General features: G+C 57.5%; 18 protein-coding genes, 3 tRNA genes and 3 rRNA genes. 10 read left to right on the top strand and 14 right to left on the bottom strand.

What is annotated here, in order from left to right; all coding sequences use genetic code 11:
* Position 1: 1 nt before the first annotated feature.
* The 3 genes from flgB to POS17_RS22430 form a co-directional block, all read right to left on the bottom strand.
* Positions 2–409 (bottom strand): flagellar basal body rod protein FlgB, encoded by a 408-nt coding sequence (flgB, locus tag POS17_RS22420; protein ID WP_016967562.1) that lies wholly within the window; start codon positions 407–409, stop codon positions 2–4.
* 250 nt (positions 410–659) lie between these two features.
* Positions 660–1,487 carry a protein-glutamate O-methyltransferase CheR gene (gene cheR / locus POS17_RS22425; protein ID WP_016967561.1) on the bottom strand — a complete coding sequence of 276 codons (828 nt, stop codon included), beginning with the start codon at positions 1,485–1,487 and terminating at the stop codon, positions 660–662.
* Between the two features lie 44 nt (positions 1,488–1,531).
* Positions 1,532–2,464 (bottom strand): chemotaxis protein CheV, encoded by a 933-nt coding sequence (locus POS17_RS22430; protein WP_060840577.1) that lies wholly within the window; start codon positions 2,462–2,464, stop codon positions 1,532–1,534.
* A gap of 75 nt (positions 2,465–2,539) precedes the next feature.
* Between POS17_RS22430 and flgA the strand changes: the two genes are divergently transcribed.
* The 4 genes from flgA to POS17_RS22450 all read left to right on the top strand — a co-directional run bounded on the left by flgA (position 2,540) and on the right by POS17_RS22450 (position 5,129).
* On the top strand, positions 2,540–3,301 hold the full coding sequence (flgA, locus tag POS17_RS22435) for a flagellar basal body P-ring formation chaperone FlgA (protein WP_060840578.1): 762 nt from the start codon (positions 2,540–2,542) through the stop codon (positions 3,299–3,301).
* Between the two features lie 151 nt (positions 3,302–3,452).
* Positions 3,453–3,770, top strand: coding sequence for a flagellar biosynthesis anti-sigma factor FlgM (gene flgM, locus POS17_RS22440; RefSeq protein WP_060840579.1), 318 nt, complete (start codon positions 3,453–3,455; stop codon positions 3,768–3,770).
* Positions 3,771–3,818: 48 nt separating this feature from the next.
* The gene (locus POS17_RS22445) at positions 3,819–4,286 is read left to right on the top strand and encodes a flagella synthesis protein FlgN (protein WP_060840580.1); all 468 of its coding nucleotides are present in this window, start codon (positions 3,819–3,821) and stop codon (positions 4,284–4,286) included.
* 96 nt (positions 4,287–4,382) lie between these two features.
* Entirely contained in the window at positions 4,383–5,129 is a 747-nt protein-coding gene (locus tag POS17_RS22450; protein WP_060840581.1) for a flagellar brake protein, read from the top strand.
* A gap of 58 nt (positions 5,130–5,187) precedes the next feature.
* Here POS17_RS22450 and POS17_RS22455 read toward each other — a convergent pair whose 3' ends face one another.
* The 4 genes from POS17_RS22455 to POS17_RS22470 all read right to left on the bottom strand — a co-directional run bounded on the left by POS17_RS22455 (position 5,188) and on the right by POS17_RS22470 (position 10,501).
* A complete protein-coding gene (locus POS17_RS22455; RefSeq protein WP_060840582.1) occupies positions 5,188–6,558 on the bottom strand; it encodes an MFS transporter in 1,371 nt (456 codons plus the stop codon).
* 74 nt (positions 6,559–6,632) lie between these two features.
* Entirely contained in the window at positions 6,633–7,874 is a 1,242-nt protein-coding gene (locus POS17_RS22460; protein ID WP_173655956.1) for a glutamine synthetase family protein, read from the bottom strand.
* 336 nt (positions 7,875–8,210) lie between these two features.
* On the bottom strand, positions 8,211–8,900 hold the full coding sequence (locus tag POS17_RS22465; RefSeq protein WP_060840584.1) for a sensor histidine kinase: 690 nt from the start codon (positions 8,898–8,900) through the stop codon (positions 8,211–8,213).
* Positions 8,897–10,501: a tetratricopeptide repeat-containing response regulator gene (locus POS17_RS22470; protein ID WP_060840585.1), complete on the bottom strand. Its 1,605-nt coding sequence runs from the start codon at positions 10,499–10,501 to the stop codon at positions 8,897–8,899. The genes POS17_RS22465 and POS17_RS22470 overlap by 4 nt, the downstream gene beginning before the upstream one ends.
* Positions 10,502–11,024: 523 nt before the next feature.
* Here POS17_RS22470 and POS17_RS22475 point away from each other — a divergent pair.
* Genes POS17_RS22475 through POS17_RS22485 form a run of 3 tightly spaced genes read left to right on the top strand, consistent with a single transcriptional unit; the run spans position 11,025 to position 15,254 of the window.
* Positions 11,025–13,355 carry a hypothetical protein gene (locus tag POS17_RS22475; RefSeq protein WP_060840586.1) on the top strand — a complete coding sequence of 777 codons (2,331 nt, stop codon included), beginning with the start codon at positions 11,025–11,027 and terminating at the stop codon, positions 13,353–13,355.
* Positions 13,346–14,587, top strand: a complete 1,242-nt coding sequence (locus POS17_RS22480; protein ID WP_060840587.1) for a hypothetical protein — start codon at positions 13,346–13,348, stop codon at positions 14,585–14,587. Before POS17_RS22475 ends, POS17_RS22480 begins: the two co-directional genes overlap by 10 nt.
* Before the next feature lie 7 nt (positions 14,588–14,594).
* Entirely contained in the window at positions 14,595–15,254 is a 660-nt protein-coding gene (locus POS17_RS22485; protein ID WP_060840588.1) for a DUF1266 domain-containing protein, read from the top strand.
* A gap of 545 nt (positions 15,255–15,799) precedes the next feature.
* Here the strand turns inward: POS17_RS22485 and rrf are convergent.
* The 6 genes from rrf to POS17_RS22515 form a co-directional block, all read right to left on the bottom strand.
* Positions 15,800–15,915 (bottom strand): 5S ribosomal RNA (gene rrf / locus POS17_RS22490).
* Positions 15,916–16,053: 138 nt separating this feature from the next.
* Positions 16,054–18,947 (bottom strand): 23S ribosomal RNA (locus POS17_RS22495).
* A gap of 221 nt (positions 18,948–19,168) precedes the next feature.
* Positions 19,169–19,244 (bottom strand) — tRNA-Ala (locus POS17_RS22500).
* Positions 19,245–19,254: 10 nt separating this feature from the next.
* Positions 19,255–19,331: transfer RNA gene (locus POS17_RS22505), tRNA-Ile, on the bottom strand.
* Between the two features lie 123 nt (positions 19,332–19,454).
* A 16S ribosomal RNA gene (locus POS17_RS22510) occupies positions 19,455–20,993 on the bottom strand.
* The 16S, 23S and 5S rRNA genes sit together here with 2 tRNA genes alongside, the layout of an rRNA operon.
* A 606-nt stretch (positions 20,994–21,599) precedes the next feature.
* Positions 21,600–21,676, bottom strand: a tRNA-Arg gene (locus POS17_RS22515).
* Between the two features lie 45 nt (positions 21,677–21,721).
* Between POS17_RS22515 and POS17_RS31935 the strand changes: the two genes are divergently transcribed.
* Positions 21,722–21,940: a hypothetical protein gene (locus tag POS17_RS31935; RefSeq protein WP_148654990.1), complete on the top strand. Its 219-nt coding sequence runs from the start codon at positions 21,722–21,724 to the stop codon at positions 21,938–21,940.
* Between the two features lie 286 nt (positions 21,941–22,226).
* A complete protein-coding gene (locus POS17_RS32505) occupies positions 22,227–22,406 on the top strand; it encodes a PA3371 family protein (RefSeq protein WP_060844374.1) in 180 nt (59 codons plus the stop codon).
* Here the strand turns inward: POS17_RS32505 and phnN are convergent.
* Complete coding sequence (gene phnN / locus POS17_RS22520; protein WP_060840589.1) at positions 22,381–22,962, bottom strand: phosphonate metabolism protein/1,5-bisphosphokinase (PRPP-forming) PhnN; 582 nt, start codon at positions 22,960–22,962, stop codon at positions 22,381–22,383. The two genes, POS17_RS32505 and phnN, sit on opposite strands and share 26 nt — an antisense overlap.
* A 379-nt stretch (positions 22,963–23,341) precedes the next feature.
* On the opposite strand from phnN, the gene POS17_RS22525 reads away from it, so the two are divergent.
* A complete protein-coding gene (locus tag POS17_RS22525; RefSeq protein ID WP_016968184.1) occupies positions 23,342–23,668 on the top strand; it encodes an Arc family DNA-binding protein in 327 nt (108 codons plus the stop codon).
* Positions 23,669–23,724 lie beyond the last annotated feature (56 nt).

Consider the following 23,724-nt stretch of genomic DNA (forward strand, 5'->3'; position numbering starts at 1 on the left):
ATTACTCTCCGCGCAGGGCTGCTACCAGCCCTTTGAATTTGCTGTTGAGCAGCGTGAAGCTGGCCTGGAAGTCCACCGAGTTCTGCGCATAGCTCGATTGCTCCAGCTGGGCGTCCACGGTGTTCTGGTCGATCGAAGGCTGCATCGGGGTCCGATACAGCAGCGACTCGTCGCCACTGCTCAGGCCCTGGGCTTCGATGTGCCGGGTGTTGGTCATGTTCAACGCGAAGGTGCCGTTCTTGACCTTTTCGTTCTGCTCGGCGAGCACGGCGGAAAAGTCCAGATCCCGAGCCTTGTAGTTCGGGGTGTCGGCGTTGGCGATGTTGTTGGCCAGCACTTCGGCGCGCTTGGCGCGAAAGCCAAGAGCCTGTTCGTGGATACCGAGCGCTTTATCGAAGCTGATGCTCATGTCGGAAACCTTTGGGTGACCTGATTTTTCGTAATCTGGCTTTAGCAAGCTACGTGCCAAGTCCTTAAGCCCCGTAAATCAAGGCTTTGCCGACAGCGGCAAGACGGCAATGCCAGAAAAGCGGCAATGGCCTTCCGCGAATCGCCGGCAAAGCGGCAAGCGCCCTGCCGCATTTGCCACTGTTTGCAAGAAACTGACGCGCACAAAAAAGGAGGCCTGATGGCCTCCTTTTCGCTGCTGCAACTGTTGATCACTTCGCCTGGTAGATGATCCCCGGGCTGCATTGCACCATCTGGTAATGGTCCGGCAGGCCATTGAGCGCTTCGGAAGCCCCCAGAAACAGATAACCGCCAGGTTTCAGAGTGCTGTGAATGCGCATCAGGATGTCCTTCTTGACCTCGGCCGAGAAGTAGATCAGCACATTGCGGCAAAACACGACATCGAACTTGCCCAGACTGGCATAGCTGTCCAGCAGGTTGAACGAGCGAAACTCCACTCGACTCTTGATCGGCGCCTTGACCACCCAGCGTCCCGGCCCCTTGGGGTCGAAATAACGCTGCAGACGCTCGGCAGAAAGCCCGCGCCCAATTGCCAGGCTGTCATATTCGCCGGTCTTGCAGTTGTTGAGCATGGTTCCAGACAGGTCGGTGGCAACGATCTGCACCCCCATCTTCAACTGGCCCATGTTGCTGCGCTCGAACTCATCGATGGACATCGACAACGAATAGGGTTCCTGTCCCGACGAGCAAGCCGCCGACCAGATCCGCAAACGCTGGTTGGGGCTGGCCTTGATCGCTTCGGGAAGCACCTTGTTCTTCAATACTTCGAAGGGATAGGTGTCACGAAACCACAAGGTTTCGTTGGTCGTCATCGCGTCCACCACCATCTCGCGCAATCCGCTGCGCGGCTGGGTCTGAATCCGCTGAACCAGCTCACCCAAGGTTTTGAGACCTTGCTGCTCCATCAGTTTGTTGAGACGGCTCGAGACGAGATATTGCTTATTTTCCCCGAGCAAAATACCACAGGCTTTTTCCAGGAAGACCCGGAACTGTTCAAAATCCAAATTACCCGTAGACAATGCTGCCGCCTCTTAAATCTTATGTCCGCCAGGGGCTGATGCCCTCAGCTGTGGTCTGCTGCTTTGATCCGGTCAACTACCCGGGAAGCCAGGTCATCAGGACGGAACTTGGCAAGGAAGTCATCGGCACCGACCTTCTTCACCATCGCCTGATTGAACACCCCTGACAACGAAGTATGCAGGATGATATGCAGCTTTTGCATGCGTGGATCATTACGTATCTCGGCCGTGAGGGTGTAGCCGTCCATTTCGGGCATCTCGATGTCGGAAATCATCATGAGGAATTCCTCTTCCGGCTTCTTGCCCTCATCCACCAGCTTGCGCAAGTAGTCCAACGCTTGTCGCCCATCGTTCAAGGCCACCACCTCGACACCTACGGTCTGCAGGCAGCGAGTCACCTGTTTGCGCGCCACCGATGAGTCATCAACGGTCAGCACCCGCAGGGAAACAGCCTTGTGTTGGGTCTCGACATCCACCACGCCCACCGAAATGGACTCCGAGGTAGGGGCGACTTCCGCCAGCACCTTCTCGACGTCAATGATCTCGACCAACTGATTGTCCACCCGAGTGACAGCCGTGAGGTAATGGTCACGGCCAGTCCCCTTGGGCGGCGGATGGATTTCTTCCCAGTTCATATTGACGATGCGTTCCACCGAGCGCACCAGAAACCCTTGGGTCTTGGTGTTGTACTCAGTGATGATGACGAACGGATTGCTCTGATCCTGCAACCCGCCAGCACCGGTGGCCATTGCCAGATCCAGGATCGGAATGGTCGCCCCTCGTATATTCGCGACACCGCACACCACAGGATTGGATTTGGGCATCAGGGTCAGCTTGGGGCATTGCAGCACCTCGCGAACCTTGAACACGTTGATCCCGTAGAGCTGCTCACCGTCCAGACGGAACAGCAGCAGCTCCAGGCGATTCTGCCCAACCAATTGCGTGCGCTGGTTTACCGAATCCATTACACCAGCCATGCCCAGACTCCCCGAAGCTTTAAGATCCGACGCACGCTCATTGCTAAACGGCACGGCGCTTGCTTTTTAACTGTTATGAACGCCAAAACGACATTTTTCCGACGCCTGACATCCCCCTACCGCACATTGCTCTGCGGGCTGTCGGCGTTGTGTATCTTAAACCCTGGCGGCCCTGCCGTTGCTGATTCGGTCACCCTGCCTGATCTACTTATCGGCGTCACTCAAGGGTTTCTTGAATTCACGGTAGAAGACTACCTGGCTACCAGTCAAACGGAAGGACGCTACGAAATTCAGGTCAACCAGCTGGATCCCCGTATGCGCATGCCGGCGTGCGACAAGGAATTGACAGCGAGCCTGGAAAGTCCTGCCCAGCCACTGGGCAGGGTCACGGTCAAGGTACGCTGCGAAGGCAGCTCGCCCTGGACCGTGTTCGTCCCGGCCCAGGTCAAACTGTTCCGCGAAGTGGTCACCAGTTCACGACCGCTCAAACGCGCCGGCATCATCGAGCCCGAAGACGTTGTGCTGCGCGAGCGGGACATCAGCCTGAGCAATCAGGGCTACCTGACCTCGGTAGACCAGGCCATTGGTCAGAAACTTGTCCGACCAATGGTCGCCGACCAACTTGTTACCCTGGGTCATCTGGAACAGGCAGAGGTGGTGCGCAAAGGCGATCACGTAGTGATCTCGGCACGCAGCGGCACCCTGAATGTACGAATGCCGGGAGAAGCACTGTCTAACGGCGGTATGAGCGAGCAGATTCGGGTCAAGAACCTGAATTCGCAACGAGTGATCAAGGCTCGTGTCACCGCCCCTGGACAGGTGGAAGTTGCCATGTAGATAACTGGCGCTCGACTCGCTCGTTCCCTAAACTGTGGCCAATCAGAGGTCGCAGATCCCTGCGTTGGCTTATCGACAATCGAGCCTAAAGTTTTTCAGGGTATGGCCGAAAACATGGCAAGCGTCCAAATACCCAGAGGTTTTCTTCATCATGGTCATCGACTTCAGCCGTTTAAACAGCTCCCCTTTACTGACAGGCAGTACGCGTACCGGCACCAGCAAGGAAACCGGCGATGCCGGCAAGTCCGTGCCGCTGGCAACTGCAGCCGAGACCAGCAAAAGCGGGGAATCGGTACACCTCAGCAATGAGGCTCAACAGTTGCAGAAAATCACCGACAAGCTGCGCGATCAGCCTGCTGTCGACAAGGCCCGAGTGGCCGAGTTGAAGCAAGCCATTGCCGATGGCAGCTACAAGGTCGACAGCAACCGTGTAGCCAGCAAACTGCTCAACTTCGAAGCCCAGCGCTAGCCCCAGGCTTGCGCCAGGCTTTTGGACGCTTAATCCCCAAGGCCAGCCATGCACGACACGAATCTACTGCAACTGATCAACGACGACCTTGCTCCAGCGCAACAACTGCTGGAACTGCTCAGAGCCGAATCCGTAGCCCTGCACGGCCGTGACATGCCGCTGCTGGAGGATATTCTGGCGCAGAAACAGGCCCTGGTCATTTTGCTGGAACAGCATGGCCGCAAACGCACAGAGATCCTCGCCAGCCTTAACCTGCCGACCAATCGTGCCGGTCTTGAACAACTGGCCAGTCACTCGAGCGTGGGCGATCAACTGCTTGAGCAGGGCAGCCGACTGACCCAACTGCTCGCCGACTGCCAGGCCACCAACGAGCTCAATGGCCGCTCGATCCAGATTCAGCAGGCCAGCACTGCCAACCAGTTGAAAATTCTCAACGGCGGCGAACCCCCAGCCCTTTATGACGCCCGCGGCTCCACCTCTATGCTTGCGAAGCCCCGCCCACTCAGTCAGGCTTAAACCCCAAAAATGAGCGCGCGCTACCAAGCCGTGAAACATGCTGGCAGAATGCCAGCTCCTGCGTGTAGTTGTATTTTGTCTGGAGATTGATGAACCGTGTTCAACGCCTCAAACGCGGAAGATGCTCCGCAGCCACCCAAGGTGTTCACCACTGCGTTGGAAATTTCCTCCAACCTGCGGTTGCTGCAAGAGAGCCACGACCCGCTGATCATCACTTTCCATGAGCGCAGCCAGCGTTTCCAGAGCTATCTGGTGGAAGTGGACCGCGACAGCAACATGATTGCTCTCGATGAAATGATTCCCCGCGACGGCGAGCGCTTCCTGCTGGCAGGCGAACCGTTTCGTGTTGAAGGCTTTCATGAAGGCGTGCGCATCGCCTGGGAAAGCAATGGCACGCCAACCCTGGACGAGTCCAATGGCGGCCGCTGCTACCGCACCACCTTGCCGGACGAAGTGGTCTACCATCAGCGCCGCAACGCTTTCCGTGCCGCACTCAAATTGGCGCAGTTGGTGGATATCGAACTGAGCGGCGAAAAACTCAAGTCCCCGTTGACCGGCAAGCTGCTGGATATCTCCGCCACCGGCTGCAAACTGCGCTTCGATGGCGATATTTCCTCGCGCCTGCAACTGGGCCAGGTCTACGAACGTTTTATCGCCGCCCTGCCCTTCGGCAGCATGACTGCCCCGGTCGAGCTGCGCTATCTGCACCACGAAGAACGCATCGACACCACGTTTGCCGGCGTGCGCTTTCATAACATGAGCGGCCTGGTCCAGCGCCAGGTAGAGCGCTTCGTCTATCAGTTGCAGCGTGAAGCACGGCGCTTCGACAAAGACGACCTCTGATTCAGCAGACACCATTGAAAACGGGCAGAGCCTTGCGGCGACTGCCCGTTTTGCATTTCTAGGGCCTGGCCCCGCTCAGGTGATCCCGAGCGCAATCCTCGGGCGGCACCTCATCCGGCGCTTGCGGCGTATCGGGCTCTGCAGCCGGCGTGGCGTCAGGCGCGGGAGCGGTCTGCATCTGATCCTGGACCACCTGCTCGTCTACCCGCGGATCGAGAGCCGCCACCAGAGGCGAACTGGACATACTGTCCGGCATCGCCACGTGATGCAGCGGCGCATCGTCCACCTGATGCAGATTGGTCACCGCCTTCGGTCGAATCCGCCAGACCAGCACCAGGGCAAAGAAACTGAAGAAGGCATAGAGCATCTGGCTGCCGAACAACTTCATCAGCACCCCAGCCACCAACGGGCCGACGCTTGCCCCAACGCCATAGGTGACCAACAGCATCGCCGTCAGCGAGACCCGTCGATCACTTTCCACATGGTCATTGGAAAAAGCCACCGCCAGCGGATAAAGGCAGAACTGCACCAGAGAACAGAGGAATCCAAGGACGAACAGCAGTTCCAGAGGCACTGCCGGCAGCACCGCCAAGGGCAAGGCCACCACTGCCAGGAACAAGGCAAAACAACGAATCAACAGGGCCCGATCATAACGATCGGACAACCAGCCCAGCGGCCATTGCACCACCAGCCCGGCAAAGATACAGCTGCCCATGAACAGACCCACCTGCTCGGTGCTAAGCCCCTGCTGCGAGGCGTAGAGCGGCGCCAGGCCGTAGAACGAGCCGACGATCAGGCCCGAGCCCAATACGGTACTCAGGGACTGCGGCACCCGCTTGATAAAGAAGCGCGGCTCCATCGGCGCCGGGTGCAGAGGTGCCGGGTGAATACGCCGGGTCATGGCCACCGGCACCAGGCACAAGGCAAAGCACAGGGCTACCAGCATCAACAGCTCCGGCCCCAGAGCCGGGTGCATGACCAGTATCAACTGCCCCAGCACCAGCCCCAGGTAAGAAGCGATCATGTAGCCGCTGAACACCAGGCCACGCTGATTGGCGTCGGCCTGCTCATTGAGCCAGCTTTCGATGACCATGTACTGACACATCATCCCCAGGCCGACGATCATCCGCAGCACCAGCCAGGCAGGCAGCCAGTCCACCAGACCGTGCCCAAGCACCGCCGCGCCGACGATCCCGGCACAGGTGGCGTAGGCACGGATGTGGCCGACCCGGGCAATCAGCCGATGACCCAGCTTGCCGCCCAATACCAGGCCGAAATAGTTCGCCGCCATCAGGGCTCCCACCCACAGGCCATCGACATGGTCGGCAGCCAGGCGCAGGGCCAGATAAGTGCTGAGCAGACCCGAGCCGATCAACATCATCAGCGAAGCGAAATAAAGCGCTCGAAAGGATTTCCAGATTTGGCGCATCGGCGTTCCGAGCGGCTCCTTGAATGAGGTGCCGGCCCCCGGACAGATCGGGGCCCGGCCAGCGACGGGTTAGGTTATGCCTGGGCCGCTAACACACGCCGCTCCCAGGGAGTGATTTCATCAAAGAAGCTGGTCAACTCCATGGTCTTCGAAGCGATGTAGCCTTCGATGAACTCGGTGCCGAACAGTTCCCTGGCCAACTGACTACGTTTCAGACGCTCCAGTGCCGCATGCAAGGTACAAGGCAGGGACAAATTGTCCGGTACTTCGAACTCACCCTGGATCGCCGCCGTGGGCTCCAGTTCGTTCTCGATCCCATGCAGACCCGCAGCCAGGCTGGCGGCAATTGCCAGATACGGGTTGGCATCCGCGCCCGGCAGGCGGTTTTCCACCCGTCGCGCCACCGGTGAACTGGCCGGTATACGCAGCCCCGCAGCCCGATTGTCATGCGACCAGCAGGCATTGTTCGGCGAAGCGTAAGGATGGCACAAGCGCTGATAGGAGTTCACGTTAGGCGCGAACAACGCCGTGAAATCCGCCAGGCCGGCCTGCAGGCCGCCGATGAAATGACGGAACATCGCCGTCGGTTGCCCGGCCTCGTCACTGAAGACATTACGCCCACTGCCGATCTCCACCAGACTCTGGTGGATATGCATGGAGCTGCCGGGCGTGCGGGCCAGCGGCTTGGCCATGCAGACCACGATCAACCCGTGCTTGAGCGCCACTTCCTTGAGCAGGTGCTTGAACAGGAAAGTCTGATCCGCCAGCAGCAACGGATCGCCATGCAACAGGTTGATCTCGAACTGGCTGACGCCCATCTCATGCATGAACGTATCGCGAGGCAGGCCCAGGGCCGCCATGCATTCATAGACTTCCTTGAAGAACGGCCGCAGGCCGTTGTTGGAGCTGACACTGAACGCCGAATACCCCTCTTCCCGTCGACCATCCAGGCCAACCGGCGGCCGAAAGGCCTGAGCAGGATCGTCATTGGCCGCAAACACGAAGAACTCAAGCTCAGTGGCTACCACTGGCGCCAGGCCCAGGGCCGCATAACGCGCGATCACCTGCTTGAGTTGGCCCCGGGTAGACAGACGCGAACTTTCACCACTGAGTTCGTCCGCGTCACAGATGGCCAGCGCCCGCGGCGTCTGGCTCCAGGGCAGGCGGTGAATCTGCCGGGGGTCGGCATTGAGCGCCAGGTCGCCGTCGTCGCTGCCGTAAAAACGTGCCGGCGGATACCCGCCCATGATGCATTGAAGCAGCACCCCCCGAGCCATCTGCAAGCGCCGCCCTTCGAGAAAGCCCTCGGCGGTCATCACCTTGCCCCGCGGCACGCCATTGAGATCCGCGGTGACGCATTCAATCTCATCAATGCCCGTCAATCGCTCGGCGAGTGAACTGTGGCCATCGGTTGTCATGACTCAATCCTTGTTGTTATACGAGCCGCGAACGGCGACCCGTACAAAATACGCATCACCCGTTCAGGATTTCAAGCAGGCAAGAATAAAATCCCGGGAGCGGACCCGCTCCCGGCGAACAACCCATAAAGCCAGGTCCGGCACGAACCTGTAGAAGAAAGAGAGCCCCCACAAGCGCTGACCGGCCAGGCCAGGCCTTTCAGAACCTCTTCTGCACCCGGACTGACAAGACGCTCAAGGCAGATACAGCTTGAACAGCCCGCCGCCCAAGGGGCCTCCGTTGCTGATACGGGTGTGTCCGCAGACACCATTGCGCTGGTGCAACTGGGCGATGCGCCCAGCAAAATACAGCCCCAGCCCGGTACTGCCGCTGCTCTGATTGATGCCCTGGACATAATCGTCCTGGCGCTCGATCAGCGCCTGCGGGTAGCCGTCGCCGTCGTCGTTGATGGACAGCACCACCTGCCCCTCTTCGTCACTGACCGTGATCAACAGGGCATGACGGGCATAACGCAGCGCGTTGTTGATGCAATTGGCCAGCACCGAGGCGATCAGTTCTCGATCGAAAAAGCCCAGGGGGCTCAAGGGATCGACCTCATAAGTGGCCGAGATGCCGCGACTCTTGAACACATCCTGATGGTTCACCAACTGCGCCTCGATGAAGTCATCCAGCTCATGGTAGGCCGGCTGCAACGGCAACTGATTGACGCCCAGCTTGTACAGCCCCAGGAGCTGCACCAGCATGCCGTTGAGGTGGGCGAAGTGGTAATCGATCACTCCCTGTTCGGGCGCGCGCTGCGCCTCGGAGAGTCGAGCCTGCCACTGACCGTGGGCCTGCATCAGCATGGCCAGGGAGTTTTTCATGTCGTGTACGGTGGAGGCGATCACCGTGGAAAAATCGAGCGCCTGTTGCTCTTCGTTCATTCGCCAAACGCCTTGCTTCGCAGCTTCTGGTAGCGCGGATAACGCGCATCGGTATCGGGCATCATGCCGACCATTTTCAGGCATGCCTGGCATTCTTCCAGGAGTGCCGCGTCTGTATTCGGGTCTGTGCCGTGCAACAGCGACTGCGCCATATTCAGGGCAATACTGATGTTCTTCGGCTGCATGGCCAGGGCCTTGCGGAACAACTCGCGAGCCTCGCTGAGGTTGCCGGCCTTGTAACTGCGCACGCCCTGGCGGTTGATGTCGGCCGCCGCATTGGACGAACTGAGAATAGTCGGATCGTCCGTGAGCTTGGCGATGTTCTGCATGACCTTCGGATCGTCGCCGTAGATCTCCGCACAGTTCTTCAACATCGTCGCGCCGGCACTAGCCTGCCCGAGCATCTGCAACTGCTTGGCCACCAGCAATGCCGCTTCCGGACTCATGAACTGCTCCATGCCGTCCAGACGCATCAGCGCCTGCTCGGTGAGCTTCTCCGCGGTTTCCGCATCATTGAGCAGCAGACTGGTGGCTTTCATCAAACGCGCACGAATCTGCAGCCCCGGGTCGGTGGGATTTTCCTTGGCTACCGCACTCAGGGTCTGATTGATCTCCAGGCGGGTGCGGGTGTCCAGGCCCTTTTCGCTGCCCTTGCTGATCAGGGCATGGGCCAGGCCCAGGTTGCTTTCCGGGTCCTTGAAGCGCGACTGGGCGCCCTGGGATACAGCTTGGCGATAGGCCCTGGAAGCACTGTCAAAGTCTTCGTTGGCCATGGCCAGCTTGCCCAGCAACGCCTGACGACGCACCGCCAGCGGCGACAGGCGCACGGCCTCTTCGAGCACGCTCTGGGCGCGCTTGGTATCACCTTCGGCCACCAGCACATCGGCCAATCCGTCGTACAGCCCCGGCATCATCGGGAATGTCTTCAGGGCTTTTTCGTACACCGCCTTGGCTTCACCTATCTGTCCACGCTTGAACAGCAAGCGGCCCAGGCCGACGTAGGCCCAAGGCAGCGGCCGATCGGCCAGGATGCTGTTGTACAGACGCTCCAGGGCCTCGTTCTGATGCATGTCGCGCAAGGCATCGGCCCGATAGCGCAGGCACAGGGGCGCGTAACGCGGGTCTTGCTTGCACAGGGCGACGCAGGCATTGAGCACCTCCACCGGCTTGCCGCGGTCCAGGGCCTGGAGAATGGGTTTGAGCAGGGTCTTGCGCTGCTGCAGACGCTCCAGGCGCTGGGCCAGGCCGGAACGGTTGAACGGCTTGGTCAGGTAGGCATCGGGTTCGTGCTCCAGGGCACTGAGCACCATTGCCTGGCTGCTCTCGGCAGTCACCATGAGAAACACGCTCTCGTGACTGATGAGCTTTTCCAGCATCAAGTCTTCCAGCACCTGCTGGCCGTTTTTCTTGCCGTCGCCCAGGTGGTAATCCTGAAGAATGAAGTCGTAGCGCTTCTGCGCGCACATACGCAGGGCCTGTTCGCCGCTATCGGCGGTGTCCACGTCCTTGACGCCCAGCTCACGCAACATCGAACGCACCGAACTGCGGAAGTCCGAGAAATCATCGACGATCAAAAAGCTCTTTTGGTGGTACGCCAGCATCGAAGATTCCAGGCAAGTAAGAAGATCAATCCAGGGACAGCAAGACCCGCCCGGCTTCGCAGCCTGTTTTTGGCGCGCAGATAATAGCTGCTGGCCACAGGCTATCAAGCACTTTCAAGTCGACCTGTGATGCAGGTCGCCGCTTGGGAACACAATTGTCCACTGAAGTTATCGGCCGGACTTGCCAATCCCTTATAGAGGCACGAGAGGATTTAACAGCTGCCAGCCTAGACGGCCCTGCGCAGAAAAACAGCGTTGCTGCATGGGCAAACCTTGGATTCCGAAACATCACCTGATAGCGTGCTGCGCCTTGAAGCCTCGATCGTTTTTGGCCTGGAATACCGACACTGCGCGCAGGGTCGGCCGGAGCCAGGGGGTCTATCAGTAGCAGGCGCCACCGGCTTGCTACCCGGGTGTCGAAGGATCGGCATGACACCCGAAGACGGTACCCACGACGAGGCAATGCCGGTCCGCCAGGCAGTGCATCACCGGATGCGCAGGTCATTATCAAATGGAGTTAACGATGGCGCATGACAGCAGCGTGATAACCGGCATCGAACTGGAACAGTTCATGGACCGCCTTGAGGCGCAACAGCAGGAGCAGGAAGGCAATACCTGGCTGGCCCAACTGCAGGCACAGCCCCTGCGGGCCGACTCTCTGGCGTCCATCGACCGCCTGCACACCCTGTGGATGCAGGCCGGCGACTCAGCGGCGGCCCGGGCGGTAATCGAGAACGATGGCAACGTCCTGCTGCAGGCCTCGCCCGAGCCGGCGCGCGCCGAACTGTTGATGAACCTGGCCATCCTGCGCCTGCGGGTCGCCAGCTATCTGGATGACGACGCGACCCTGCTCGAGGTCCTCGAACAGCTCAACCAGATGGCCACGCAAACGCTGGACTTCAATGTCGAGCATTACCGTCGCTTCCGGATCTTCGACGAACTGGAGGGCGGCCGCCTCGAAGTCGCAGTAAAAACCATCGAAGTGCGCTACGCCCTGACTCTGAGCAACCCTGCCCGCGTGGCACTGCGAGCCTGGGATGCCGCCGATCAGTATCAGCGCCGCGCCCGCGTCCTGACCTATCACGAGCGTGATGAAGACGCCCGCAGCGCCGCCCTGGAAGCGATCAATGCGCTGCGCAGCGCCGGGCCTGATCAGGACATCGACGAAGGCGACTGGCTGTGGCTGGGCAATGCGCTGATCGAGATCATCCCCTTGCGCCTGGCGCTGTTCGAGCAACCCATCGCCCAACTGACCGCCCACCTCTCCCTGCCAAGGCGCCGCGAGTGGGAGGTGCGCACCGCACGCCTGGCCGCCCGCGCCCTGCACGCCCAGGGTGACCTGGCCGGAGCCCTGAAGATCTGTAACGCCGCCGCCCTGAGCCTGGACTCCGACGGCGGTAGCAACTTCATCGAATATGAACTGCCCTGGCTGATGGAAGCCGGACGCATCGAGGAAGCTGGGCATCGCGCCTTCATCGATGTCTACGAGCGACAAACCGAAATGTGGCCGGCCACCGCGCGCCTGATCCTCAACCGCTTGCAGGACCCCGAGGATCACAACCCCTGGTGGCCAATCTGCGTGATGCGCGCTTGCATCAATGAAGAGGTCCTGCAGAGCTTTCTCTCGGCACTGCCAGAGCTCGATGCCAACGAGGCGGGCGCCTCCGCGCTGCTCGCGGCGCTGCATGCAGCCATGGAGGATCCGCAGTTGCTTGATCCACTGTTTGCCGCAGCACGGGCCGAAGCCCTGCGCCGTGCCCCCGAGCACCCGTGGATCCGGCGCCTGGCCGCCGTGCATGACGCTGAACGCGGCCTGATCGATGCTGCCAGCGAGGCCAGCCAACTGCAGGCGGCCATCCAGGCCGGACGGATGCAGGACAACCGCAGCGCCTTTTCGCTGTTTGCGGCGCAGGTCAAGAACTTGGGGGTGATCGAGGCCCTGAAGCAACCCAAGCCGATCCTGGCCAGCGGCATGTATGGCTACAACTACGCGGCGTTCATCGACGATCTGGTGGAAGCCGAGGCCGACAAACTGCCCAAAGAAGCCCGCGACCAGGCCTATTGGTTGCTGCGCGAGGCACAGAGAGATGCCTACGAGCAGGGCCAGGCCCATATGGAACGCTACTTCGCCAGCGGCAGCGGTCACCCGTTTGACGCCTGTGCCCACCTGTATTCCATGCTCTGCAACAATCTGGCGATCAACTATCGCTACTACAACGAACAGAACCGCAACGAGGAGGCGATTGACCTGCACCTGCGAGGCATCGCTGCCAGCTCGTTCGCCGAACACTACAACGGCCTGCTCAGCGCACGCATTCGCATGGACGACAAGCCCGGCATCGTCGAAGCCGCAGAACAGCTGTGGCACTACTCGGCGGAATTCGGCTACAGCCGCCACGATCCAAACGACTACATCGCTTCGGTGGCCTACGCCCTGTACTCGCTGGATCGCGACAGCGAAATCCTCATCTGGCTCGAACGCCTGCTCAAATGGCAGGAAGAACAAGGCGTCAGCGACCAGCAACTGGACAGCTCAGCCCTGTTTGCCCGAGTCAAGTTGGCGCGCTATCTGGCCCATGCCCACCCGGATAATGCGGACAGCCTCTGGCAGCGCTATGAACCACTGGTCCTGGCCATGAACGAAGTCTCGGTGATGTCCTCCTCGGTAGACTTCCACCACGCCCGGGGACGCACCGCCGAAGCCATCGACTACTGCACACGCACCCTGGCCCTGTGCAATGACGAAGATGACTACGACATCAAATGCCGGGCCCGCACCGAACAGCTCCTGGCGCAGCTCCAGGCACCGGCGCAAACAGTCGGCAAGAAAAGCTGGTGGCAGATATGGAAATAGGCACCGACCCACGCACCTCCAGCTATGCCCCGCGCAATCTGCTCAATGCCGACCAACTCAAGGCCGGCATCGCTCAACGCAGTCAGGGCCGAGGCGATGAAGGGCCGGTGCAGAGCTGGCTGCTCAATCACTTCTACCGACATCTGGTCGGTAACTTTGAGCCGGCGCGCCCCATTTTCAGCCTGGAGGAAGCCGCTAGCGCCCTGGGCAGCGATACCTTGCCCGCCTGGGTAGCCGGGCACTTCAAGGCCGCGGCCAAAGCCGTGAGCGAAGAAAGTCCAAACACAGTGGCGCCCTTGGTTTGGATCGACCCACTGGAACCACAGTTGCTGCAGCATGAGGCTGTGCTCGTGGAGTTCCTGACGTCGCGCAAAGGCACGGCACTGGAGGGCAAGCTCGATCGCATCACCTGCCCCCAGGCCCTGGCACTGTGGGAAAAAGAGCATGCACAGATGGCAGCCCGTGTTGAGCAGGGCTGGCGTCAAAGCTCGGCCGACGCCCTGGATCTGACCCTGGCCTGCGCCGATCACAACTGGGTCGAGCTGCGCCCGCAAAGCCCGTTGCTGCGAGCAGAAATGGCCTTCGAAAGCTACGTGATGCGCCACTGCCTGGGGCAGTTTGCCAACCGCCGAGCCTTGACCGGCGGCTACGGCGAGCGTTATGCCGAAGCCGTGGAACAACAGAGCATGCGCGTGTTCAGCCTGCGTGATGCCCAAGGCCAGCCCCACATCACCGTCAGCCTGATCATCCAGGAGGATGGCGCATTGACCGTGGAGCAAGTCAAAGGCAAGCAGAACCGTCCCCCTATCGAACGCTACTTTCAGGACCTGCTGCGGTTCCTCAATACCCTGGATACCGACCTGCAGACCCCGGCCGACTGCATTGCCATCGGCATCGTGCGCACCGAAGCCGGCTGGCTGCGCATTGAGGAAGTCAGCGACGCCCAGACCCAGACGCGCCTGGTGGCGCGCTACCCGCAACTGTTCTACCGGCTGGATGCTCCTTCGGCCATGGTCGAGTGGCTGGTGGCGGCCCGTCAGTCCGACCTGCTGCTGGAGGTGGCGCCCCGAGCGCCGTCGGTCAAGTACGCCACCCGGCACATCTTCAAGAAAAGTCCCTGGCCACAACCCCACGCCGACGCCCCGTCATACCGGACCGAAGGGGTGACATGGACAGATATGTCCCCACTCCAGGCGGAGGAAATAGCGGCCTGGCAGGCCAGGAATCGGTGAACCGCAAATGATGACAGTAATAGCAGTAGCCTTCGGCGCCTGGCTGGTCTGGCGCTACTACCGCCGCCAATCGCCTACCTCGCTGGTGGTATTCACCCCGCGCAAACGCTGGGCGTTGACGCTGGCGCAACCCATGGTCGACGCCACCGGGATGACGGGCTTCTTCGATCCCGAAACCACCCACTTCATGGATCAGGCGAAAACTACTCTCAGGGCCCCACTGCTGCATCAGATCGGCTTTCGCAGCAATGCCACAGATGATGAAGTCCGTGAGCATTTGAACAGCACTCTGGAACGCCAGTGGTTTCGGATTGACCTGCACGGCCTGAACGCCAGCGACGATCCACGAGCGGCCATGGCCTTTGCCTGCGTGCGCTGCGCCTTCTTCGTCCGTTGCGCAATGCTGATGGGCTGGATCGAAACCGAGAGCGGCTGGCGGATCCTGCTCCTCAACGCACAGCGAGCCCAGGACTGCTTCAGCGACTGGGAAGACTTCGGCAAAGCCTTCATGCTCGGACGCAGTCAGTGGGTAGCGGCATTCAGGGCTGACTCACTGGGGCAGGCGTTCAACGAAGCAAGCCTTGGCCGCCTGCTGACGCCGGGCAGCGGCATGTGGGCTGGGGTTGCCTGGCAGGGGTTGCCGGCGTTCTCGCCAGTAGCGGATTGAAATCACACAAGTGGGGAAGTGTCCTGTCCCCGTACCATTGAATGGCCTCATCGGCCTGATGAGGCCCCTGCCCGTCCTATTGGCAGGGGAGTCGAGGACGAACTTCACGCTGCTGCTGGGAACCCTGTAATGGTCATGTACTGGCGGAACCATCCGCTCAGCGCATCAGCCGCCAAGCTGGTTCCGGGGAGCAGCATTACATAGAGCATCCCCCTCTTCTCCCAGTCGAGTATCAGCAACACCGATCACCGCGACCTGAACAATCCCAGGTGACTCCATGAGTGGGTGCTGGGAGGCAGCCCCTGCTACAGGGCCTGATCGGAGAGAGCGAGAACAGCGGCTCTGGTGCACTCAGTCGACCGCCCCCCCCTTCCAAGCCAATGGCGGTAGAGCCCGCTCCAGCAGGGGTAGGCTGCAACCCAGGCACTGTCGCGGGGTGCTGGCAACCGTAGCCGAGCGGTCATGGCCGGCCGCAGCAGCGCAACTTTTCTGCAGCGCAAAAACAAAACCCCAACTGCTTTCGCAATTGGGGTTTCGGAATTTAATCTTGACGATGACCTACTCTCACATGGGGAAACCCCACACTACCATCGGCGATGCATCGTTTCACTTCTGAGTTCGGGATGGGATCAGGTGGTTCCAACGCTCTATGGTCGTCAAGAAATTCGGTAGCCAGTCCGTTGCTTGTGCAACGTGCCAGCGAATGGGTATGTAATAGGTTTGTGTGTTTGCAAACTTTCGGTTTGTTTCGTCTTCACACACCGCAACTCGCTTCTTAAGCAAATTGCTTGGGTGTTATATGGTCAAGCCTCACGGGCAATTAGTATTGGTTAGCTCAACGCCTCACAGCGCTTACACACCCAACCTATCAACGTCGTAGTCTTCGACGGCCCTTTAGGGGATTCAAGATCCCAGTGAGATCTCATCTTGAGGCAAGTTTCCCGCTTAGATGCTTTCAGCGGTTATCTTTTCCGAACATAGCTACCGGCAATGCCACTGGCTGTGACCAACCGGAACACCAGAGGTTCGTCCACTCCGGTCCTCTCGCTACTAGGAGCAGCCCCTCTCAAATCTCAAACGTCCACGGCAGATAGGGACCGAACTGTCTCACGACGTTCTAAACCCAGCTCGCGTACCACTTTAAATGGCGAACAGCCATACCCTTGGGACCGGCTTCAGCCCCAGGATGTGATGAGCCGACATCGAGGTGCCAAACACCGCCGTCGATATGAACTCTTGGGCGGTATCAGCCTGTTATCCCCGGAGTACCTTTTATCCGTTGAGCGATGGCCCTTCCATACAGAACCACCGGATCACTAAGACCTACTTTCGTACCTGCTCGACGTGTCTGTCTCGCAGTCAAGCGCGCTTTTGCCTTTATACTCTACGACCGATTTCCGACCGGTCTGAGCGCACCTTCGTACTCCTCCGTTACTCTTTAGGAGGAGACCGCCCCAGTCAAACTACCCACCATACACTGTCCTCGATCCGGATAACGGACCTGAGTTAGAACCTCAAAGTTGCCAGGGTGGTATTTCAAGGATGGCTCCACGCAAACTGGCGTTCACGCTTCAAAGCCTCCCACCTATCCTACACAAGCAAATTCAAAGTCCAGTGCAAAGCTATAGTAAAGGTTCACGGGGTCTTTCCGTCTAGCCGCGGATACACTGCATCTTCACAGCGATTTCAATTTCACTGAGTCTCGGGTGGAGACAGCGCCGCCATCGTTACGCCATTCGTGCAGGTCGGAACTTACCCGACAAGGAATTTCGCTACCTTAGGACCGTTATAGTTACGGCCGCCGTTTACCGGGGCTTCGATCAAGAGCTTCGCGTTAGCTAACCCCATCAATTAACCTTCCGGCACCGGGCAGGCGTCACACCCTATACGTCCACTTTCGTGTTTGCAGAGTGCTGTGTTTTTAATAAACAGTCGCAGCGGCCTGGTATCTTCGACCGGCATGAGCTTACGGAGCAAGTCCTTCACCCTCACCGGCGCACCTTCTCCCGAAGTTACGGTGCCATTTTGCCTAGTTCCTTCACCCGAGTTCTCTCAAGCGCCTTGGTATTCTCTACCCAACCACCTGTGTCGGTTTGGGGTACGGTTCCTAGTTATCTGAAGCTTAGAAGCTTTTCTTGGAAGCATGGCATCAACCACTTCGTCACCTAAAAGGTAACTCGTCATCAGCTCTCGGCCTTAGAACCCCGGATTTACCTAAGATTCCAGCCTACCACCTTAAACTTGGACAACCAACGCCAAGCTGGCCTAGCCTTCTCCGTCCCTCCATCGCAATAACTAGAAGTACAGGAATATTAACCTGTTTTCCATCGACTACGCTTTTCAGCCTCGCCTTAGGGACCGACTAACCCTGCGTCGATTAACGTTGCGCAGGAAACCTTGGTCTTTCGGCGTGGGTGTTTTTCACACCCATTGTCGTTACTCATGTCAGCATTCGCACTTCTGATACCTCCAGCAAGCTTCTCAACTCACCTTCACAGGCTTACAGAACGCTCCTCTACCGCATCACTTACGTGATACCCGTAGCTTCGGTGTATGGTTTGAGCCCCGTTACATCTTCCGCGCAGGCCGACTCGACTAGTGAGCTATTACGCTTTCTTTAAAGGGTGGCTGCTTCTAAGCCAACCTCCTAGCTGTCTAAGCCTTCCCACATCGTTTCCCACTTAACCATAACTTTGGGACCTTAGCTGACGGTCTGGGTTGTTTCCCTTTTCACGACGGACGTTAGCACCCGCCGTGTGTCTCCCATGCTCGGCACTTGTAGGTATTCGGAGTTTGCATCGGTTTGGTAAGTCGGGATGACCCCCTAGCCGAAACAGTGCTCTACCCCCTACAGTGATACATGAGGCGCTACCTAAATAGCTTTCGAGGAGAACCAGCTATCTCCGAGCTTGATTAGCCTTTCACTCCGATCCACAGGTCATCCGCTAACTTTTCAACGGTAGTCGGTTCGGTCCTCCAGTCAGTGTTACCTAACCTTCAACCTGCCCATGGATAGATCGCCCGGTTTCGGGTCTATTCCCAGCGACTAGACGCCCTATTAAGACTCGCTTTCGCTACGCCTCCCCTATTCGGTTAAGCTCGCCACTGAAAATAAGTCGCTGACCCATTATACAAAAGGTACGCAGTCACAGAACAAAGTCTGCTCCCACTGCTTGTACGCATACGGTTTCAGGATCTATTTCACTCCCCTCTCCGGGGTTCTTTTCGCCTTTCCCTCACGGTACTAGTTCACTATCGGTCAGTCAGTAGTATTTAGCCTTGGAGGATGGTCCCCCCATATTCAGACAAGGTTTCTCGTGCCCCGTCCTACTCGATTTCATGACTAAGAGATTTTCGCGTACAGGGCTATCACCCACTATGGCCGCACTTTCCAGAGCGTTCCGCTAATCTCAAAGCCACTTAAGGGCTAGTCCCCGTTCGCTCGCCACTACTAAGGGAATCTCGGTTGATTTCTTTTCCTCAGGGTACTTAGATGTTTCAGTTCCCCTGGTTCGCCTCTTGCACCTATGTATTCAGTACAAGATAACCATCTTATGATGGCTGGGTTCCCCCATTCAGAGATCTCCGGATCAAAGTCTGTTTGCCGACTCCCCGAAGCTTATCGCAGGCTACCACGTCTTTCATCGCCTCTGACTGCCAAGGCATCCACCGTATGCGCTTCTTCACTTGACCATATAACCCCAAGCAATCTGGTTATACTATGAAGACGACATTCGCCGAAAATTTGCAATTTAACTCACAAATTTTACCTTAGCCTGATCCGTTACCAGTGAAAGTAACGTTCAGTCTATCTTTCTATCACATACCCAAATTTTTAAAGAACGATCTAATCAAAAGACTAGAAATCAACATTCAATGTGAATGCTCATTTCTAAGCTTTCAGAAGCAGTTTATGGTGGAGCCAAGCGGGATCGAACCGCTGACCTCCTGCGTGCAAGGCAGGCGCTCTCCCAGCTGAGCTATGGCCCCATAACAAAATTGGTGGGTCTGGGCAGATTCGAACTGCCGACCTCACCCTTATCAGGGGTGCGCTCTAACCAACTGAGCTACAGACCCAATTTCGAGCTTGTAACTGTTAGCTTGGAGCTATCAGCTTGGAGCTTAAAGCTGCTTCTATCGTCTTCTTCAATGAATCAAGCAATTCGTGTGGGAGCTTATGAAGCAGCTGATGTCGTCGATTAAGGAGGTGATCCAGCCGCAGGTTCCCCTACGGCTACCTTGTTACGACTTCACCCCAGTCATGAATCACACCGTGGTAACCGTCCCCCCGAAGGTTAGACTAGCTACTTCTGGTGCAACCCACTCCCATGGTGTGACGGGCGGTGTGTACAAGGCCCGGGAACGTATTCACCGCGACATTCTGATTCGCGATTACTAGCGATTCCGACTTCACGCAGTCGAGTTGCAGACTGCGATCCGGACTACGATCGGTTTTATGGGATTAGCTCCACCTCGCGGCTTGGCAACCCTTTGTACCGACCATTGTAGCACGTGTGTAGCCCAGGCCGTAAGGGCCATGATGACTTGACGTCATCCCCACCTTCCTCCGGTTTGTCACCGGCAGTCTCCTTAGAGTGCCCACCATAATGTGCTGGTAACTAAGGACAAGGGTTGCGCTCGTTACGGGACTTAACCCAACATCTCACGACACGAGCTGACGACAGCCATGCAGCACCTGTCTCAATGTTCCCGAAGGCACCAATCCATCTCTGGAAAGTTCATTGGATGTCAAGGCCTGGTAAGGTTCTTCGCGTTGCTTCGAATTAAACCACATGCTCCACCGCTTGTGCGGGCCCCCGTCAATTCATTTGAGTTTTAACCTTGCGGCCGTACTCCCCAGGCGGTCAACTTAATGCGTTAGCTGCGCCACTAAGAGCTCAAGGCTCCCAACGGCTAGTTGACATCGTTTACGGCGTGGACTACCAGGGTATCTAATCCTGTTTGCTCCCCACGCTTTCGCACCTCAGTGTCAGTATCAGTCCAGGTGGTCGCCTTCGCCACTGGTGTTCCTTCCTATATCTACGCATTTCACCGCTACACAGGAAATTCCACCACCCTCTACCATACTCTAGCTTGCCAGTTTTGGATGCAGTTCCCAGGTTGAGCCCGGGGCTTTCACATCCAACTTAACAAACCACCTACGCGCGCTTTACGCCCAGTAATTCCGATTAACGCTTGCACCCTCTGTATTACCGCGGCTGCTGGCACAGAGTTAGCCGGTGCTTATTCTGTCGGTAACGTCAAAATACTCACGTATTAGGTAAGTACCCTTCCTCCCAACTTAAAGTGCTTTACAATCCGAAGACCTTCTTCACACACGCGGCATGGCTGGATCAGGCTTTCGCCCATTGTCCAATATTCCCCACTGCTGCCTCCCGTAGGAGTCTGGACCGTGTCTCAGTTCCAGTGTGACTGATCATCCTCTCAGACCAGTTACGGATCGTAGCCTTGGTGAGCCATTACCTCACCAACTAGCTAATCCGACCTAGGCTCATCTGATAGCGTGAGGTCCGAAGATCCCCCACTTTCTCCCGTAGGACGTATGCGGTATTAGCGCCCGTTTCCGGACGTTATCCCCCACTACCAGGCAGATTCCTAGGCATTACTCACCCGTCCGCCGCTCGCCACCAGGTACAAGTACCCGTGCTGCCGCTCGACTTGCATGTGTTAGGCCTGCCGCCAGCGTTCAATCTGAGCCATGATCAAACTCTTCAGTTCAAACATCTTTGGGTTTTGAGAAAACCCTAAACTTGGCTCAGCAATCGTTGGTTACATCTTTGATTTCTCGCGGAGTAACTTGTGATGCTGATAATCTTTTTGACTATCAGTCTGACTCCACAAGCACCCACACGAATTGCTTGATTCAGTTGTTAAAGAGCGGTTGGTTAAGATCTTTCGTCTCAACCGAGGCGCGCATTCTACAGCAGCCTCATTTGCTGTCAAGCGATTTTTTAAGAAGTTTTTGAAGATTTCCTCAACAACTTCAACCACTTGCGCTTTCGATCTCTCGTTAGCGGGAGGCGAATTCTACAGCGTTACACGCTGCTGTCAACACCTCTTTTTAACCGCTTTCGACCGAGACGATCGAATCGTTAACAAGGCGAAAGCACGCCGCCATAACCTCCACGAGCGCCGCAGCACTCCAGCAATGAAACCAGGCCATTACAGCAGCGACCGAACAATGACGCTGGCGTCCAGAGAGCAACGCACACACCGAAGGCATCAGGTTTCAAAGAAGAGAAGCAGGAGTTTGGCCAAACAAAAAGCCACGACCGACCTTGATACAGGTGGCGACTATAAGAAGGAGGGAATCTTGGAGAAAGATGGTGTCCCAGGGCAGGTTCGAACTGCCAACCTTCCCCTTAGGAGGGGGATGCTCTATCCAATTGAGCTACTGAGACAAAACAACGAGCACCTGAGGATGTCAGGCGCAAAGGACGGCGAGCATGTTAACGGCCAAGGCCACGTTTGTCATGTCATCCATAGGGCTTTTTACACGAACGGCCAGAAGCGATTTGTTAGCCGAAGATCCCAGCGTGCAAATTGCGTTACCACCAAAAGCAATCCTTGCAAAATACAACTGGCCGCTCTCTCGCCACCAAATCAAGCCTTTGTTTTTAAAGGATTTATTTAAGGATAAACTCCTGGCACGCGAACTGCCTTAGTAAGCAGATGAAGAATGCAGAGATAACGCCCATACACAGCGTTCTGCTTCGTATTAAATGTGATCGCCAGCATCGAGCTTGCGACCTTGCGCCTTCAACCTGTAGACAACGCCAGATCTGCCAGCCCGTGCCTCCTAATTACAAGCAAGACCCTAAACCGTACCTGTCGATAATCAACACCCAGCCCAGCTCTTCTGCCCAACAGCCCAATAGACAGCATCAGCAGCAACCCAGCACCAAACAAAATATACGCAGGGCTATTTAATAACGCGCCCCAGGAGCCATCATATCCAATGCAGCCAAAAGCCTGCTTTTTCTGACTCTACTCAGCGGCATTTCCGCCTTGCTACTACCTGACGACTCACTAGGAAATGCTGCGCTGATCATCTGCGGCTCGATGTTCGGCCTGTTCCTGTTGGCACTTCTGGCCGGACGCAAGATCAAGTTTGACCCGGTACTGCGCTGACACCCTGCTCACGGAGTATGGCCAACAGACGCACCAAAGTGGCCTCGAGCGCACCCGAATTATCCAAGCGTATGACACGCTCTTCATCCAGCCAGGCAGCACTGACAAACTGCTGGTTGCGCTGCAGACGACGCTCAATCTCCGGTAGGCTTTCCCTGGCACGACGCAGCAAACGCCGGCGCAGCACTTCGTTATCGACCGTCAGAACTATAGGAATCAGATCGGGATAGCGCTTTCGCGCCTGACGCAAATACCCTCGAGAACCATTGACCAGGACATTTCGCCCCTGTGCAAGCCAAGCATCAATCTGCCTGGGAATGCCATAACCCAAACCATTGGCACGCCAGAACAAAGCAAACTCACCCAACGCGACACGCCGTTCAAATTCCTCGGACGTAACTTCGAGCGCTTCCTCGCCCACAGACTCAGCCGAGCGGGTGATCACTCTTTTTGCCACCTCACACCCCAATGTGCTGATAGGCTGCCTAGCCGCATCAATCAAGCTATCCTTGCCGGCTCCTGAGGGCCCCATCAGATAAATCACCCTACCCGGCATGAGTCGCCACCCAGGACAGCCCACCTAGTAAATCGGCCATTTGCCACTATCCTCTAAACAAGTAGGGATTACGCTCTCATCCACATAGCATGCACGCTCGTCCGTGCACTAACACCCCCGTCGGATAGGAGAATGCGGCCCACAATGTGGAGTCGGCGATCTTTTCAAACCAGTCCGCATTTCTGATAATTGGTGCTGGCATAACGCCTTTATCCAGTTCAATATTTGTCACAGAATTGACGCCAAGGATCTGGCAATTTTGAGGCATGATACGGGCCTCTTAACAATTCAGGTTGAACATTTGGCAATACGGCTTGTCCTAAAAGACAGCTCGCGGCCAATTCCGAGAACCGCTCCCCTGAACTAACCGGTTAAATATATGCGCCCATTGAAACAGGCAATTTATTCCAGCCGTACGGCTGACAAGTTCGTCGTACGTCTACCCGACGGGATGCGTGAACGCATTGCCGAGGTGGCTCGCAATCATCACCGCAGCATGAACTCCGAAATCATCGCGCGCCTGGAACAGAGTCTTATTCAGGAAGGCGCCTTGGGTGAAGAGTTGAGCATGCGCCTGGACAGCCCAGAGCTGTCCTTGCATGAGCGCGAACTACTTCAACGCTTCCGCCAACTTTCACATCGTCAGCAAAACGCTTTGGTTTCGCTGATAGCCCACGACGCTGAAATGGCCGCAGACGCCAACTGACCCCCCCCCCCCCAGAATGCTCAAGCCAGCCTAGTTGCTGGCTTTTTTTTGCCTGC

This window comes from Pseudomonas sp. Os17 (assembly GCF_001547895.1).
Classification (GTDB): domain Bacteria; phylum Pseudomonadota; class Gammaproteobacteria; order Pseudomonadales; family Pseudomonadaceae; genus Aquipseudomonas.